Here is a 14,101-nt window from a genome sequence, read left to right as displayed (position 1 = left end):
CGAACAGGCAAAGTGCTCACCGAATAGCATCAGCTTCGTCTTCGCGCTGGCTGCGTTTCAGTACGAAATGACCCACGCAGCCGCCTTGCATGCACAGGGCAACTTACCAGGTGTACTTAAACGCATGCGCGAGAGGATGATTATCGAACTGAATGTGTATCGACCCGGCCGAAAGTTCGACCGGGTCACCAAAGCCAAACCGCAACGCTATCCAGAACGCCGACTCCGACGACCGCCATCCCTAACTTAACGGCATTAGACTCTGACCCTAGTTATCTTGAGCGCAATTGCTCAATAATTTGACTCTGACCCTCATTGTTCTTGAGCCAAAAAAACCGTTCAGCTTTCAACTGAACGGTTCGGGGTGAGGCGCGCGCTGCTCAGCGCGTCGGCGGCCTGGTCGCGGCCGGCCTGGCGCTGGCGCCGGGCGAGAGGTCGAACAGCCGGATCCGCCGCACGGCGGGCCGTGAAATGCGGGCGCCGCCGGCGCGAAAGCGCGAGCCGCCGGCAATCGCCAGCATTGCCTGGCGATCGAGTTCCATACTTTCCGGTAAATCCTTGATGACGATGATAGCCATGCTGCCTCCTGGGAATAATCAGGGTTAACGGGATCCATCCCATTGCTGGGATGGAAGGGTGGGCTGGGGCGCGGTATGCTCAGAATACCGCCTTGTTCTCGGCCCACAAAGCGGCGGCCACTTCGATGTCGGGGCCGACGAAGCCGGCGCCGATCACGCCGTTGTTATTGAGTACGTTGACGCCGATCTGCTGGAGTTGCGCGATCTGCTGGTTCACGTTGACATTGACGTTGACGTCCTTGCCGAAGGCGTTGCCGCCCTGTACGGTCGACATGGCGCGGCTGTCGAGTTCGGTGCTATGCGCCAGGTCCTGAATAGCGATGGATGACATGGTGTGCTTCCCTTGTTGAGGTATGGAACGCTGCGCGAAGGGCGGGCCTCCGCGCAGCCGCAACATTTAGCCGATGATCTTGTTCTCGCCGTGCTGCGACACATCGCTGTCCACGTGCACGCCCTTGATGAAAGCCGATCCGTTGGCGGTGGCGGTCAGCACTTCCTGTTGCTGGCCCAGGTTCTGGACGGCGGTGATCGACGAGTCGAAGCTCGGTGCGTAGCTCACGTCGCCCACCTTGTAGGATGGATGGGCCAGCATTTTCCAGCCGCCGCGCACGCCAGCCATGGCGCTGCGATCCAGTTGTTCGGTGCGGCCCAGGTCTTTGATGGTCAGGGTTTTCATGTGCATTCTCCAAGAAAGTATAGTCAGTCTGCTCTGGTTGCGAAGGAAATCAGCCGATGATCTTGTTTTCGCCGTGCTGCGAGACATCGCTGTCCACGTGCACGCCCTTGATGAAGGCCGAGCCGTTGGCGGTGGCGGTGGCGACGCTCTGTTGCTGCAGCAGGTTCTGGGTGGCGGTGATCGACGAGTCGAAGCTCGGCGCGTAGCTCACGTCGCCCATCTTGTAGGACGGATGGGCCAGCATTTTCCAGCCGCCGCGTACGCCGGCCATGGCGCTGCGATCCAGTTGTTCGGTACGGGCCAGGTCTTTGATGGTCAGGGTTTTCATGGTGATTCTCCTTGAGATGATGTAAGTGGTCGAAACGTGTTTGTGTGAATCAGGAGTTGCGGATGATCTTGTTTTCACCGTGCTGCGAGACGTCGCTGTCGACGTGCACGCCGGCCAGGAAAGCCGAGCCGTTGGCGGTGGCGGTCAGCACTTCCTGCATCTGGCCCAGGTTCTGGGTGGCCGTGATCGAGGAGTCGAACTTGGGGGCGTAGCTCACGTCGCCGACCGAGTAGTAGGGCGCGCCCATCTTGAAGCCGCCGCGGACGGTCGCCATGGCGCTGCGGTCCAGTTCTTCGGTACGGGCCAGGTCGGTGATGGTCAGGGTTTTCATGGTGAGTCTCCTTGAGATGATGTAAGTGGTCGAAGCGTGTTTGCGTGAATCAGGAGCGGCGGATGATCTTGTTCTCACCGTGCTGCGAGACGTCGCTGTCGACGTGCACGCCAGCCAGGAAAGCCGAACCGTTGGCGGTGGCGGTCAGGACTTCCTGCATCTGGCCCAGGTTCTGGGTGGCCGTGATCGAGGAGTCGAACTTGGGGGCGTAGCTCACGTCGCCGACCGAGTAGTAGGGCGCGCCCATCTTGAAGCCGCCGCGGACGGTCGCCATGGCGCTGCGGTCCAGTTCTTCGGTACGGGCCAGGTCGGTGATGATCAAGGTTTTCATGCTGGTTTCTCCTGAGTGGGTGGTGTGGTTGAGGCGTTTTGTTTGCGCTCGATAGACATTGAGCAGAAAGCGTGCCAGCCGCTCCCGGAATACACGATGATCCGGTAAGTCTTTGAAAAACCAAGAGAATTTACGGGCGCTCAGGACGAGGTGAGTGAAGTGTCAACGCGTGGCAAGGGGAGGGATGGCGGGCCCGATCCAACACATTTCCGGACCTGTTCGGCGCGGCGCAACACTCTGGAACGGAAGGGCCCGTTCGATATGCCGCAAAGGCTTGATCCTCGGGCATTTCATGCTAGTCTCAAGCTAGCCGCTTTGGATTTACACAATCAAAAATCATGGACAGTTTCGCTCACGCGATACAGCAGTTGCAGAGCGGCGCCTTGCAGCGTCCAGAGTTTTTCGCCCAGCTCGATCGCCTGCTGGCGAACGCCCCCGAAAGCGCCGGACGCCTGCTGGAGATGCTGAGCGAAGCGCACGCGCGCAAGCCGCTGCCGGTCGAGGTCTACACGGAAGTCCAGCATCGCATCGAGCGCCTGATCGCGGCGCGCCAGCGCATGGGCGGCGACGACACCTTCGTCCAGACCAAGCCCGGCGCCCACGCCGTCCGCGAGCCATCGCTGCCGCCGCGCGTGCTGGACGAACGCTTCGAGGCCGAGCCGGAACGCATGAAAGGGGTCGGCGACACCCTGAACGGGCGCTTCGTGCTGGAAGAGTGCATCGGCTTCGGCGGCATGGGCACCGTCTACAAGGCGCTCGACCTGCGCAAGCTCGAGGCCTCCGACCGCAAGCCCTATATCGCCATCAAGGTGCTGAACGTCCAGTTCCGCGGCCATCCCAAGTCGCTGATCGCCCTGCAGCGCGAAGCCCGCAAGGCCCAGGCGCTGGCGCATCCGAATATCGTGTCGGTCTACGATTTCGACCGCGACGGGCCGATGGTCTACCTGACCATGGAATACCTGCAGGGCAAGGCGCTGAGCCAGGTGCTGCGCGGGCCGGGCTTCACCGGCTTGCCTTACCCGGAAGTGCTGCGCATCGTCACCGGCATGGGCAATGCGCTGGCGTATGCGCACGGGCGCGGCTTCGTCCATTGCGACTTCAAGCCCGGCAACGTGATCCTGACCGATTCCGGCAACGTCAAGGTCATCGACTTCGGGATCGCGCGGGTGTTCCAGAAGACCGAGGAAGACGTCGACGTCACGGTGTTCGACCCTGGCAGCCTCGGCGCGCTGACGCCGGCCTATGCCAGTCCCGAGATGCTCGAGCAGCGCGAACCCGACCCGCGCGACGATATCTATGCGCTGGCGTGCATGACCTACGAGTTGCTGACCGGGCGCCACCCGTTCAATCGCATGTCGGCCCTGCAGGCGCGCGGCGCGGGCATGAAGCCGCAGCGTCCGGCCAGGCTGGGGCATGCGCAATGGCAGGCGCTGAGGTGCGGCCTCGCGCTGGAGCGCGAAGCGCGCACGCCCACGGTGGCGCGCTTCCTCGAGGATTTCGGTACCAGCGGGCTGGGCTCGCGCTACCGCCTGGCGGCGTCGGCCGCGGGTATCCTTGCGCTCGGCGCACTGGCGGTGGGCGGATGGTACTACTCCTACCTGGAAGGCCAGCGCCGGGCGCAGGACGGCGCGGCGCCGCCGGTGGCCGCCGCCCAGGCGTCCGGCGAACCGGGTGCGGCCGCACCGGCGCCGGCCGTGGCGGAACCGGCGCCGCCCGCGCCCGTGCCGGCTGCGCCCGCCGCACCCGAGCCGGCGTCGCCAGCCGCGGTCGCCGCGGCGCTGGCGCGGCTTCCCTGCTCGGCCTTGCTGTCCACCCTCAGCGGCGATACGGTCGACGTGAAGGGCTTCCTGTCGAAGGCGGTGGGCCCGGCCGGCGTGAAGGACGCGCTCTCGGCCCTGCCCGGCGTGGCGAAGGTGAACCTCGATGTCCAGCAGGTCGACCCCGACAAGTGCCCGGTGATCTCGACCTTCGCCCCCTACTGGGTCGCGCACCGCCAGGCGGGCGGGAGCGCGTCGATCCGCCTTGCCGGGACCAGCGGGACCATGCTGACCGAGGGCGATTCGCTGATGGTCGACGTGACCACGCCGGCGAGCGAATCCTTCATCGCGGTCGATTACTATGCGCTCGACGGCAGCGTCACCCACCTGTTGCCGAACCCGCGGGCGCGCGAGAACCGGGCGCCGCCCAACTATGCCGCTACCGTCGGCAGCCTGGGCGAGTGGGGGATCGCCGGTCCGTTCGGGACCGAACTGGTGGTGCTGGTGAGCACGCCGACGCCGATGTTCGAGAGCTTGCGGCCGGTGTCCGAACCGGGCGCCGCTTACCTGGCCGACCTGGCGAAACGCCTGGAGCAGATCCGTGCGCGCAGCGGCGCCGGCAGGATCGCGGTCGAGTTCCTGCCGATCAGCACCAAGGCGCGCAAACGCTAGGCGCTTCCTCCTACTTCATGCCGCGCGCCACCCTGAAGCCGTTCTGCGCGTGGCGCACGCTGGCGTCGTACCGGAAGCGCGTGGAGGCGACCATGTAGGCGGCGCCTTCACGCCAGGATCCGCCGCGGATCACCCGTACCCGGCAATTCGGCTCGTCCCAGGAACGGCCATCCGCGGGCGCACCCTTGAAGTTGTTGTGCCAGCAGTCGCTCACCCATTCCCATACGCCGCCGCTGGTGTCGTACAGGCCGTAGGGATTGGCGCCGAAGCTGGCGACATTGGCCGGCCCTTCGCTGGTCCAGGGTTGTCCGCAATCCTTGCAGTTGGCTTTTCCCTGGGTCATCTGCTGGCCCCACCAATAAGTCGTTGCCGTGCCGCCCCTGGCCGCATATTCCCACTCGGCCTCGGTCGGCAGGCGGTAGGGCTTGCCGGTAGCGGCGCTGAGCCACTTCAGGTATTGCAGGGCATCGTCCCAGCTGACGTCGCGCATCGGCGCATCGGCATGCGTATTGGCGGCCTGCGGGATCCTGGCGCAGACGTTGGCGTTCGCGCAGGCATTCCACTGTCCCACGGTGACTTCGGTCTTGCCGATCGCAAACGGTGCGCCGATGGCGACCTCGTGCGCCGGCTTCTCGCTCGGGTCGCTGGCATTGTTCCCCATGGTGAAGGAGCCTGCCGGCAGGGTGATCAAGGAGGGGCAGGTCGGGCAATCCCGGATCTCGCTGCGGCCGGCGGCCGGCTTGGCGGGCGGCGCGGCCGGCGCGGCGGCCGTTGCCGCCGGGGCCGCCGGCTTGGAGGGAAGTTGCTTGACGGGAGGCGGGGCCACGGGGCGCGCGGGTTCGCGCGCTGGCGTGGCGGGCGCGGCCGCCGTGGCCGGGGCCTGCGCCGCACCCGCGCGCAGGCGGGCGATCCTGGCTTGCGCCAAAGCCACGAATCGTCCTTTCGGGTAAGCCTTCAGGTAGGCTTCGTAATCGCTGACGTGGCTGCTATCCTTGATCGATTCCCAGAACGCGAGCTCGAATTGCTCGGCACTATTCTTGGGAACCACGCCCGCAAGCTGGATGCCGGGCATGCGTTCCTGCGCCACGGCGCAACACGCGAAAACCGGCCCTGCCAGTACGCAAACCATCAAAAGCTTGTGCCACATGAGCGGCTCCTTTTTCATGCTGCGTTTGATCGGAATTGTCTTGCGATCCGACTGAGAGTGTGCCAGATTTAAGATTATTCATGCGCACCTCAGTACGACCTTACTGGAGTATTCCATCATGCGCCACAGTCTGGTTCTCTCAGCGTTGCTGGTGGCAGTCCTGCAGGCCGGCACGGCCGGCGCCGGACCCGCGCCGGCGCCCCCAAATGCACAGGTGTACTTCATCTGGCCGTACGACGGCCAGGTCATCAGCGGCGGGAAATTCTGGGTACGAATGGGATTGCGCAACATGGGCGTGGCGCCCAAGGGAACCAACGTTCCCCATACCGGTCATCACCATGTGCTGATCAATACCGGCTTGCCGTCGATGACGGAACCGATTCCCAACGACCGCAACCACCTGCACTTCGGCGCGGGCGAGACCGAGGCCCGCATCGAGCTGCCGCCGGGTACCCATACTTTGCAATTGCTGCTGGGGGACAAGGACCACGTTCCGCACAATCCGCCCATCGTGTCGAAGAAGATCACCATCACGGTGCGCTAGGCTGGCCGCGCGCCCGGCGTGGCGCGGCCGGATACCGCAACAACAACGGAGAAGACCATGCGCTTACTGTTCGCCGCCGCCGCCCTGATCGCCACCCTGGCAAGCGGAACGGCTGGCTCCGCCAACGCCCCCGCCAATGCCTACTGCTACATCGGCTGGCCCTCCGACGGTGCGGTGCTTCCGGCGGGCAAGCCATTTCGCGTGTGGTTCGGATTGCGCTTCATGGGCGTGGCGCCGAAAGGCGTCGCCGCCGAGAACACCGGCCACCATCACCTCCTGATCGATACTGAACTGCCGCCCGCCGGACAGGTCATACCATCAGACCGCAACCATTTGCATTTCGGCGCCGGCGAGACCGAGACGATGCTTGAGTTGCCACCCGGGAAGCACACGCTGCAGTTGCTGATGGGCGACGAAAACCACGTTCCCCATACGCCGCCCGTGGCTTCCAGGAAGATCACGATCACCATCAAGTGAAGATCGCCGCTGTCGTGCGCACCAGGAACTTTCGCCATGGAACCGAACACAACATTTTCCGCTCCGCCAGGCCCGGTCCGGGCCTATATCGAATGGATGGGGTCGGGTTCGGCCAGGCCGGCGGTATTTCCGCTGCACGACGAGGCGGTGCTCGGACGCGATCCGCAGGATGCGCTCGCGTCCGACAAATACGTGTGCATTCCCGAACAAACGATCAGCCGCCGCCATGCCCGCATCCGGCGCCGCGGCGCCGCCTACTTCGTCGAAGACCTGCACTCGAGTAACGGCACCTTCGTGTGCGGCGAGCGGCTGGCGCCCGGCGCCTGGCATCCGCTGCACGACGGCGACGAACTGGCGCTGGCGTCGGCGCGGCTGGTCTTTCATTCGCTGATGGTGCCCGAGCGCGGCGACGCGCCCACCGTGATCACGAGCTCGGTCGACGCCACCCGCTTCGCGCCGGTCGTCGACACCCGCAACGCCGGCCGCGGCGACCTCGAGAAGACGGTGCACCAGCTGCACGCGATGGCCCAGGTCAGCATCGCGCTCGGCGCGGTCACCGACCAGGAGACCCTGATCGAAAAGATCATGAACTTCATCTTCGACCTGTTCCCGCCGGCCGAGCGCGCCTTCATCATGTTGCGCACCAACGAGCGCGATCCGCCGCAACCCGTGGCCGCGCGGCGCCGCGGGGGCGCGATCGAGGACCCGGCGCAAATGCGCATGTCCCAGACCATCATCGACGAAGTGCTGGTGCGCAGGCGCGCCATCCTGTCGGTCGACACCCTGTCCGACCGCCACTTCTCGGCGCACGAGTCGATCGTCGCGCAGGCGATCCGCAGCGTCATGTGCGTGCCGTTGATCCTGGGCGACGAGGTGCTCGGCCTGATCCAGGTGGATACCTCGTCCGACCCCTACGCGTTCCAGGAAACCGACCTGCAGATCCTCAGCGGCGTGTGCGCCGAGACCGCGGTGGCGCTGAAGAACTTCCAGCTGTATTCCGACATCAAGGGCCTGCTCGACGGCTTCGTGTGCGCATCGGTGCAGGCGATCGAAGAGCGCGATCCGGTCACGGCCGGGCACTCCTTCCGGGTCGCCGGCTATGCCGAGAGCCTGGCCATGGCGATCGAGCACGCCGACGATCCCGGCCTGCGCAACGCCGCCTTCACCCCGGCCCAGCTGCGCGAGATCCGCTACGCCGCGCTGCTGCACGATTTCGGCAAGGTCGGCGTGCGCGAGCATGTGCTGCGCAAGGAGAAGAAGCTGCACCATGCCGACATGCGCCTGCTGGAACAGCGCTTCCGCTACGCCCGCGCCTGTCTCGAACGGCAAGCCTGGCGCAACCTCACCGAACGGCACCTGCAGGGCGAGCTCAGCATGACCGCATACCGCCACGAGCGCGACCGCATCGAGGCGGAACTGCAGGCCGAATGCGCGCGGCTCGACGCCTTCCTCGAGGTCATCGTGCACGCCAACGAACCGTCGATCTCGTACACCGATCCGCCGCCCGAGCTCGACGCGATCCGCTGCCACGCCTGCATCGGCACCGACGACCCGGAGTTCCGGCTGCTGAGCGACGACGAATACACCGCGCTGAACATCTGCAAGGGGTGCCTGACGCCCGAGGAAAGGCGCCAGATCGAGGCCCACGTGGCCGATTCCTATTCGTTCCTGATCCTGATCCCGTGGACCCGCGAACTGGCCGGCGTGCCGGCGATCGCCCACGGCCACCACGAGAAGCTGGACGGATCGGGCTATCCGATGGGCCTGCGCGGCGGGCAGATCAGCCTGCAGACCCGGATCCTGACGATCAGCGACATCTACGACGCGCTGACCGCGCGCGACCGACCCTACAAGCAGGCGATCCCGGCCGAACGCGCGCTCGACCTGATCGCCGAGGAATGCCGCGCCGGCCACCTGGATGAGCGGCTGTTCAAGGTGTTCGTGGATTCGAAAGGGTGGGAGACGCGCGCCAACGCATGAGGTTCCTGTAACGGCCGGGCTGGCCATGAGGTAGCACATGAACGATACGCTCAGTTCGAGGCTGAAGCACGGGGCGCTGGCCGGCACGGCCGCCGCGCTGCTGTGCGGCTGCGCCGATGTCAGCATGAAGCCCTACCAGCGCCCCGACACGCCCACCAAGGGGGCATGGTCCAGCCAGCAGGGCCTGCCGGTCGCGCCCGCCGAGATGATCGCGCCGGACTGGTGGAAACAGTTCCGCGACCCCTACCTCGATGGCCTGGTCGAGCGCGCCCTGAACGCCAATTTCGACCTCAAGATCCTGGCCGCGCGCAGGCGCGTGGCGGGCGCGGAAATCGACGAAGCGCGCGCCGGCGCCTTGCCGACCCTCGATGCCGGGGCGGGCGCCAGCTTCGAAAAGAGCACCGGGCAGAAATTCACCAAGCAGTTCAACCTCGGCACCCAGGTCAACTGGGAAATCGACGTCTGGGGCAAGGTGGCCAAGGGCGTCGAGGCGCAGACCGCCGAATTCAACGCCACCGAGGCCGACTGGCGCGCCGGCTACCTCACCCTGGTGTCGGACGTCTCGACGACCTATTTCCAGATCATGCAGTTCGACGAGCAGATCGACCAGCAGCAAAAGACCCTGGCCAAGAACCGCGAGATCCTGGCGACCTACGAAGCGATGATGGGGCAGGGCCTGGTGCCGCAGACCCGGGTGCTGCAGCAGCGCGCGGAAATCAACCGGATGAGCAACGACCTGATCGAGCTGGGGCGCCTGCGCGCGCTGGCGGGCAATGCGCTGGCGACCCTGCTCGGCGCGCCGGCCGGGGAGTTCAAGGTGCCCACCGGCTCGCTGCGCCAGCGCGTCGAGCTGCCCACCGTGCCCGAAGGCCTGCCGTCCCAGCTCCTCAAGCGCCGCCCCGACATCGTCGCCGCCGAATACCGCGTGCTGGTGGCCTATGACCTGGTGGGACAGGCCAAGCTGGCCCAGCTGCCGTCGGTCAGCCTGACGGGGCGCGGCGGCACCTCCAGCTTCGCGCTCGGCTCGCTGCTGAAATCCTTCACCTTCGGCCTGCTGCCCAGCATCAACTTCCCGATCTTCGATCCTGGCGTCAAGGCGCGCCTGAAGACCAGCGAGGCGCGCACCGAGGTGGCCGAGCAGCAATACCGGCGCGTCGTCATCGCCGCGTTCGAGGAAGTGGAGAACGCCCTGATCAACCTCGACGCCCACCGCCGCCAGCGCATCGAACTGCAGCAGCAATCCGAGCAGCTTGGCGTGGTGGCCGCCCAGGTGGAAGCGCAGCTGAAGGAAGGGATGGTGTCGCAGCTGGAGGTGTTCGAGGCCCAGCGCACGCTGCTGTCGTCGCAGCTGGCCCTGCTGGCGAACCACCAGCAGATCCTGTCCGACACGGTGACGCTGTACAAGGCGCTGGGCGGCGGCTGGCCGCCGGTGGACGTGCGCAATGCGGCGCGCTACTGAGGAGCAGCCGGCCATGGCCCCCCTCATGATGGCCGCCGCACCGCGCACCGCACCCGGATCCCAGCGGATGATCGTGCTGGAACCGGTGTCGCACCCGGAGCTCGGCCCGATCCATATCCACGACACCCTGTTCGCCATCGGCCGCACGGAAGCGCCCTTCGACGGCTATCCGCCCGAGCTGGCCGGCGACCTGTCGCGCCGGCACGCGCGCATTTTCTGCGAACACGGCGCCGTCTACCTGGCCGACCTGGGCAGCAAGAACGGCACCACCGTCAACGGCGTCGCCGTCAGGCAGGCGATCACCACGCTGCAAAGCGGCGACCTGCTCGGCCTCGGCAAGACGCTCTCGTTCCGCGTGCAGCTGGAACAGGCCGCGATGCAGCCGCCGCACGCCAGGCTGTCCAGCCTGACCCTGACGCCGGAGGGGGACGGCGCGCACCTGCAGCCGATCGTCGTCACCGAATTTCCCTTCATGATCAGCAAGGCCGACGACACCTTTGCGCGCTACAAGGACAGCAACCCGGAGCAGGTGAACTACCTGTCGCGCCGCCACGCCCATCTCTTCCTCAAGAGCGGCGAGCTCTACGTCGAGGACCTGGGCAGCACCAACGGCACCTTCGTCAATGGCGACCGCCTCGAGGAACATGCGGTCGCGCTGCACGACGGCGACGTCCTCGCGTTCGGCGGACGCCACTTCGTCTACCGCCTCGCCCTGCAACGCGAGGCGGCGCCGCGCGACCCGACCCTGACCCGCATCGGCGTGGCGAGTGCCCCGCCCGCCGCGGATGCCGACAAGACGACCTTTGTCGCCGCCGCCGATTCCTTCCTCGACATCTTCTGCGTCGACCCGGCGCCTGTCCGGGACGAGACGCCGGAAGCCGCCGCGGACCCTGCGGGGGGCGCACAGGACGAGGAATCGACCCGCCCCCAGGGCAAGGCCGCGGCCATGGTGTCGGGGCTGTATACGGCCTTCGGCGGCAAGGGGCGGCTGGACATGGGGCGGATGCGGCTCTGGGGCGCGGCGGCACTGGCGCTGGCCATCGTGCTGGGCTGGGGATTGCAGCGCATCGGCGGCGCGGAGAGCGAGGTGGAAGACCTGCTGGCCAGCGGCGCGCACGCGCAGGCGGCCGCGGTGGCCGGCGCCGCGCTGGCGGACGACCCGGGCAACAGCCGGCTGAGGTCGCTGGGCGCGGAAGCCCTGCTCAAGGCCAGGCTGCCGGCCTGGATGGCCTCGCTCAAGGCGGGGCAGTTCCAGGGCGCGGCGGGGCAGGTCGCCGCCATGCGCCAACAGGCCCGCAACAACCCCGAGCTCGCGCCCCTGCTGGCCGAGCTCGATGCGATCGTGCAGCTGAAGACCTTCGTGGCCGGCCGGGGCGGGGCCTCGGCGCCGTTCCGCGACCCGGCCGACGAGGCCAGGGTCCGGCAATTCCTGAAGCAATGGGAAGACCAGAACGAAGCGCACCAGCGCGCCTTCGTGACCATCTCCGCATATGTGCCGGCGTTCCACGATGCTTACGCCGACGCCCTCAGCGATGTACGCAAGCTCGCACTGGCAAGGGGCCAAGATGAAGCCGCAACGCCTGACACCACTGACCGAGGCGCTCGAGGACCATAGCGCCGAAGGGATCTCGATCCTCACCGCCGATCCCTGGCGCTTCACCCAGGCGCTGGTCTACACGATGGTCGGCCTGGTCCTCACGGCCCTGGTCTGGTCCTTCTTCGGCCACGCCGACGTGCTGGTGACGGCCGGCGGCACCCTGGTGCCCGCGTCCGAAGTGCGGCGCCTGTACGCCCCCATCGATGGCGAACTGAGCAACATCTACATCGCCGAGGGCCAGCCGGTGAACAAGGGCGACGTGGTGGCGCGGATCTACGCGCGCGGCGCCATCGAGGCGGCCAAGAACGCCCTCGAGGCGCGCCTGCAGCTCGAGGATGCCGAGCGCCAGTGGGCGGAATTCCCTGAAAAGAAGGCATTGATGGAACGCCGCGCCGCCGCGCTGAAGGAAGCGACCGAGGTGGAACAGCGCCAGCACCAGCGCCGGCTCGCCGAAGGCACCAGCAGGCTGTCGCAGGGCCAGGTGGCGCAGCAGCAGGAAGCCCGCACCATGTTCGAGGACGCCAGGCGCGCGCGCGACGCGGCCAAGGACGAGGCCGACAAGTATGCGCGGCTGTTCGCGATGGCCGGCGGCGGCGGCGTCTCGCAACTGCAGGTGGACAGCAAGAGGAACGCGCTGCTGGCGGCGGAAAACGCCATGCGCGTGGCGCAATCGCGCATGTCCGAGCTGGCGGCAAGGCAAAGCCTGGAATCGACCCAGGCCCGGTCGGAACTCGAGACCAGCGGCCAGCAGCTGACCACCCTGCGGCTGCAGTCGGAAGCGGCGGAGCGGGAAGTGGCCAACGTCGAGGACAAGCTGCGCCTGCAGGTCCAGACCGCGCGCCTGGTGGCCGAGGCCGCGGCGCGCATCAAGTTCGAGAACATCGACAAGGAGAACTTCCTCCTGATCGTCGCGCCGGTGGACGGCGTGATCACCGACGTGACCTCGACCCAGCCCGGCGACAAGATCCAGGCCAACGCGCCGCTGGGCGGGATCGCGCCCAGGAACGCCAAGCCGATCCTGAAGATCGAGATCGCCGAGCACGACCGGGCTTTCCTGCGCGAGGGGCTGGCGGTGCAGCTGAAGTTCAACGCGTTTCCGTACCAGCGCTACGGGCTGACGCGCGGAACGCTGCAGTTCATCTCGCCGGCGACCAAGCCCTCGCTGCAAACCAAGCAGCCGGTGTACGAGGGGCGGGTGACCCTGGAGCAGGATGCCTACAAGGTGGGCGAGACGAAGTATCCGCTGCGCTATGGGATGACGGCGGTGGCGGAGATCGTCGTGCGCGAGCGGCGGCTGATCGACCTGGCGCTCGATCCGTTCCGGAATATCGGCGGGTGATGCCGGTGCGGCCGCTTACTGGATGACTTCGACGAGTTCGAAATGCAGGGTGACCAGTTCGACATCGTCATGCAGGTGCAGGTGAGAAAGGGCGCGAATGTGGCACTCGCGGAATTCCTCGGCGCTCGAGAACGCTTCTCCTCTCCAGACCTCCTCGGGTATGCAGCCGAACCTGATGGGATAGACCTTGGTGGCCTTGATGATGCAGCGTAGATGGCGCTTCAGGTCATAGACCTCGATGATGTCGCCAGGCGCATAGCTGCCGTCACCGTATTCTCCATAAGGCCGATAGTAGTCCTCGACCGTGTCGGCGGTGACGGTCTTGCGGCCCTCGATCACGCTCCGGGGCAAGGAATCATCGTTCTCATCTGCTCCCCAAAACGTGAGCCTTTTTCTTCTGTTCATGGCCTTCCCCGACAGGTTTCGCTGAGCGCATCAGTGTATACCTGTCGTGCGCCATCGCATTGCAGATTCCGGCTCCACCGGTAGGGGCAGGCGGGCGATGGCCGCGATATCCTTCAGGTAGGGCTCTGTTCGCGTTAAATCTGGAAACCCATCAGGCTAGCCGCTGTCCAACCCGTTGTCGAGGTAACTCAGCGGGGAGCGAGCGATGGGCGGGCATATACCGGCACGGCGCCGGCCTGGCGAGGCCGATGCCGCAGGACCGAACGTCGACGAGGCACTGGATGCGTTGCAGCAGCTAGCCCTGTCCGCCGAACAGCAGGCGCAACTGCGCAGCTGGCTCGACGGCCTCGACCGGCCCTGCCTCGACCTGATCGAGCAGGCCCGTCCTCCCGCGTGCCCGCATTGCGGCTGCCCGCGCTCGCACCGCTACGGCCAGGCGAACGGCCTGCGGCGCTTCCGCTGCACCCGCTGCCGGCGCAG

16 protein-coding genes and 1 pseudogene are annotated in these 14,101 nt (G+C 66.4%); 9 read left to right on the top strand and 8 right to left on the bottom strand.

Annotated elements, in window-relative coordinates:
* A pseudogene (locus tag H162_RS35080) lies at window positions 1–250 on the top strand (IS4 family transposase); the annotation flags it as partial.
* 130 nt (window positions 251–380) lie between these two features.
* On the opposite strand, the gene H162_RS33675 reads toward H162_RS35080, so the two are convergent.
* The 6 genes from H162_RS33675 to H162_RS32260 all read right to left on the bottom strand — a co-directional run bounded on the left by H162_RS33675 (window position 381) and on the right by H162_RS32260 (window position 2,244).
* Entirely contained in the window at window positions 381–578 is a 198-nt protein-coding gene (locus tag H162_RS33675; protein WP_020656892.1) for a hypothetical protein, read from the bottom strand.
* 79 nt (window positions 579–657) lie between these two features.
* Entirely contained in the window at window positions 658–909 is a 252-nt protein-coding gene (locus H162_RS0128530) for a hypothetical protein (RefSeq protein ID WP_020656891.1), read from the bottom strand.
* Window positions 910–975: 66 nt separating this feature from the next.
* Entirely contained in the window at window positions 976–1,254 is a 279-nt protein-coding gene (locus tag H162_RS0128525) for a hypothetical protein (RefSeq protein WP_020656890.1), read from the bottom strand.
* Between the two features lie 49 nt (window positions 1,255–1,303).
* Window positions 1,304–1,582, bottom strand: a complete 279-nt coding sequence (locus H162_RS0128520; RefSeq protein ID WP_020656889.1) for a hypothetical protein — start codon at window positions 1,580–1,582, stop codon at window positions 1,304–1,306.
* 49 nt (window positions 1,583–1,631) lie between these two features.
* Window positions 1,632–1,913 carry a hypothetical protein gene (locus H162_RS32265; protein ID WP_020656888.1) on the bottom strand — a complete coding sequence of 94 codons (282 nt, stop codon included), beginning with the start codon at window positions 1,911–1,913 and terminating at the stop codon, window positions 1,632–1,634.
* A gap of 49 nt (window positions 1,914–1,962) precedes the next feature.
* Window positions 1,963–2,244: a hypothetical protein gene (locus tag H162_RS32260; RefSeq protein WP_020655311.1), complete on the bottom strand. Its 282-nt coding sequence runs from the start codon at window positions 2,242–2,244 to the stop codon at window positions 1,963–1,965.
* Between the two features lie 338 nt (window positions 2,245–2,582).
* Between H162_RS32260 and H162_RS0128505 the strand changes: the two genes are divergently transcribed.
* Window positions 2,583–4,673, top strand: a complete 2,091-nt coding sequence (locus tag H162_RS0128505; protein WP_026355222.1) for a serine/threonine protein kinase — start codon at window positions 2,583–2,585, stop codon at window positions 4,671–4,673.
* Between the two features lie 10 nt (window positions 4,674–4,683).
* Here the strand turns inward: H162_RS0128505 and H162_RS0128500 are convergent, their stop codons facing one another.
* Window positions 4,684–5,745: a formylglycine-generating enzyme family protein gene (locus H162_RS0128500; RefSeq protein WP_020656886.1), complete on the bottom strand. Its 1,062-nt coding sequence runs from the start codon at window positions 5,743–5,745 to the stop codon at window positions 4,684–4,686.
* 193 nt (window positions 5,746–5,938) lie between these two features.
* Between H162_RS0128500 and H162_RS0128495 the strand changes: the two genes are divergently transcribed.
* Genes H162_RS0128495 through H162_RS0128470 form a run of 6 tightly spaced genes read left to right on the top strand, consistent with a single transcriptional unit; the run spans window position 5,939 to window position 13,216 of the window.
* Window positions 5,939–6,364, top strand: a complete 426-nt coding sequence (locus tag H162_RS0128495; protein WP_026355220.1) for a DUF4399 domain-containing protein — start codon at window positions 5,939–5,941, stop codon at window positions 6,362–6,364.
* Between the two features lie 57 nt (window positions 6,365–6,421).
* On the top strand, window positions 6,422–6,841 hold the full coding sequence (locus tag H162_RS0128490; protein ID WP_020656884.1) for a DUF4399 domain-containing protein: 420 nt from the start codon (window positions 6,422–6,424) through the stop codon (window positions 6,839–6,841).
* 36 nt (window positions 6,842–6,877) lie between these two features.
* Window positions 6,878–8,821, top strand: a complete 1,944-nt coding sequence (locus H162_RS32970) for an HD domain-containing phosphohydrolase (protein ID WP_156885850.1) — start codon at window positions 6,878–6,880, stop codon at window positions 8,819–8,821.
* A 37-nt stretch (window positions 8,822–8,858) separates the two neighbouring features.
* Window positions 8,859–10,280, top strand: coding sequence for an efflux transporter outer membrane subunit (locus H162_RS0128480; RefSeq protein WP_020656882.1), 1,422 nt, complete (start codon window positions 8,859–8,861; stop codon window positions 10,278–10,280).
* A 13-nt stretch (window positions 10,281–10,293) separates the two neighbouring features.
* Window positions 10,294–11,895 (top strand): FHA domain-containing protein, encoded by a 1,602-nt coding sequence (locus tag H162_RS32250; RefSeq protein ID WP_169444595.1) that lies wholly within the window; start codon window positions 10,294–10,296, stop codon window positions 11,893–11,895.
* Entirely contained in the window at window positions 11,846–13,216 is a 1,371-nt protein-coding gene (locus tag H162_RS0128470; protein ID WP_020656880.1) for a beta-barrel domain-containing protein, read from the top strand. The genes H162_RS32250 and H162_RS0128470 overlap by 50 nt, the downstream gene beginning before the upstream one ends.
* Before the next feature lie 15 nt (window positions 13,217–13,231).
* On the opposite strand, the gene H162_RS0128465 is transcribed toward H162_RS0128470, so the two are convergent.
* Window positions 13,232–13,621, bottom strand: a complete 390-nt coding sequence (locus tag H162_RS0128465) for an ASCH domain-containing protein (RefSeq protein WP_156885849.1) — start codon at window positions 13,619–13,621, stop codon at window positions 13,232–13,234.
* A gap of 205 nt (window positions 13,622–13,826) precedes the next feature.
* Between H162_RS0128465 and H162_RS32245 the strand changes: the two genes are divergently transcribed.
* The coding region (locus H162_RS32245) for a transposase-like zinc-binding domain-containing protein (RefSeq protein WP_443093655.1) at window positions 13,827–14,101 on the top strand (275 nt) is incomplete at its 3' end.

It is taken from the genome of Massilia niastensis DSM 21313, from assembly GCF_000382345.1.
GTDB lineage: Bacteria > Pseudomonadota > Gammaproteobacteria > Burkholderiales > Burkholderiaceae_D > Telluria > Telluria niastensis.
The sequence above is the reverse complement of the archived record's forward strand: the minus strand, read 5'-3'. Positions and strand labels throughout refer to the sequence as shown.

Excerpts from the sequence above, each read along its gene's own strand:
- H162_RS33675 (WP_020656892.1), bottom strand. The coding sequence starts at position 578 with ATGGCTATCATCGTCATCAAGGATTTACCGGAAAGTATGGAACTCGAT.
- H162_RS0128530 (WP_020656891.1), bottom strand. The coding sequence starts at position 909 with ATGTCATCCATCGCTATTCAGGACCTGGCGCATAGCACCGAACTCGAC.
- H162_RS0128525 (WP_020656890.1), bottom strand. The coding sequence starts at position 1,254 with ATGAAAACCCTGACCATCAAAGACCTGGGCCGCACCGAACAACTGGAT.
- H162_RS0128520 (WP_020656889.1), bottom strand. The coding sequence starts at position 1,582 with ATGAAAACCCTGACCATCAAAGACCTGGCCCGTACCGAACAACTGGAT.
- H162_RS32265 (WP_020656888.1), bottom strand. The coding sequence starts at position 1,913 with ATGAAAACCCTGACCATCACCGACCTGGCCCGTACCGAAGAACTGGAC.
- H162_RS32260 (WP_020655311.1), bottom strand. The coding sequence starts at position 2,244 with ATGAAAACCTTGATCATCACCGACCTGGCCCGTACCGAAGAACTGGAC.
- H162_RS0128505 (WP_026355222.1), top strand. The coding sequence starts at position 2,583 with ATGGACAGTTTCGCTCACGCGATACAGCAGTTGCAGAGCGGCGCCTTG.
- H162_RS0128500 (WP_020656886.1), bottom strand. The coding sequence starts at position 5,745 with ATGCCCGGCATCCAGCTTGCGGGCGTGGTTCCCAAGAATAGTGCCGAG.
- H162_RS0128495 (WP_026355220.1), top strand. The coding sequence starts at position 5,939 with ATGCGCCACAGTCTGGTTCTCTCAGCGTTGCTGGTGGCAGTCCTGCAG.
- H162_RS0128490 (WP_020656884.1), top strand. The coding sequence starts at position 6,422 with ATGCGCTTACTGTTCGCCGCCGCCGCCCTGATCGCCACCCTGGCAAGC.
- H162_RS32970 (WP_156885850.1), top strand. The coding sequence starts at position 6,878 with ATGGAACCGAACACAACATTTTCCGCTCCGCCAGGCCCGGTCCGGGCC.
- H162_RS0128480 (WP_020656882.1), top strand. The coding sequence starts at position 8,859 with ATGAACGATACGCTCAGTTCGAGGCTGAAGCACGGGGCGCTGGCCGGC.
- H162_RS32250 (WP_169444595.1), top strand. The coding sequence starts at position 10,294 with ATGGCCCCCCTCATGATGGCCGCCGCACCGCGCACCGCACCCGGATCC.
- H162_RS0128470 (WP_020656880.1), top strand. The coding sequence starts at position 11,846 with ATGAAGCCGCAACGCCTGACACCACTGACCGAGGCGCTCGAGGACCAT.
- H162_RS0128465 (WP_156885849.1), bottom strand. The coding sequence starts at position 13,621 with ATGAACAGAAGAAAAAGGCTCACGTTTTGGGGAGCAGATGAGAACGAT.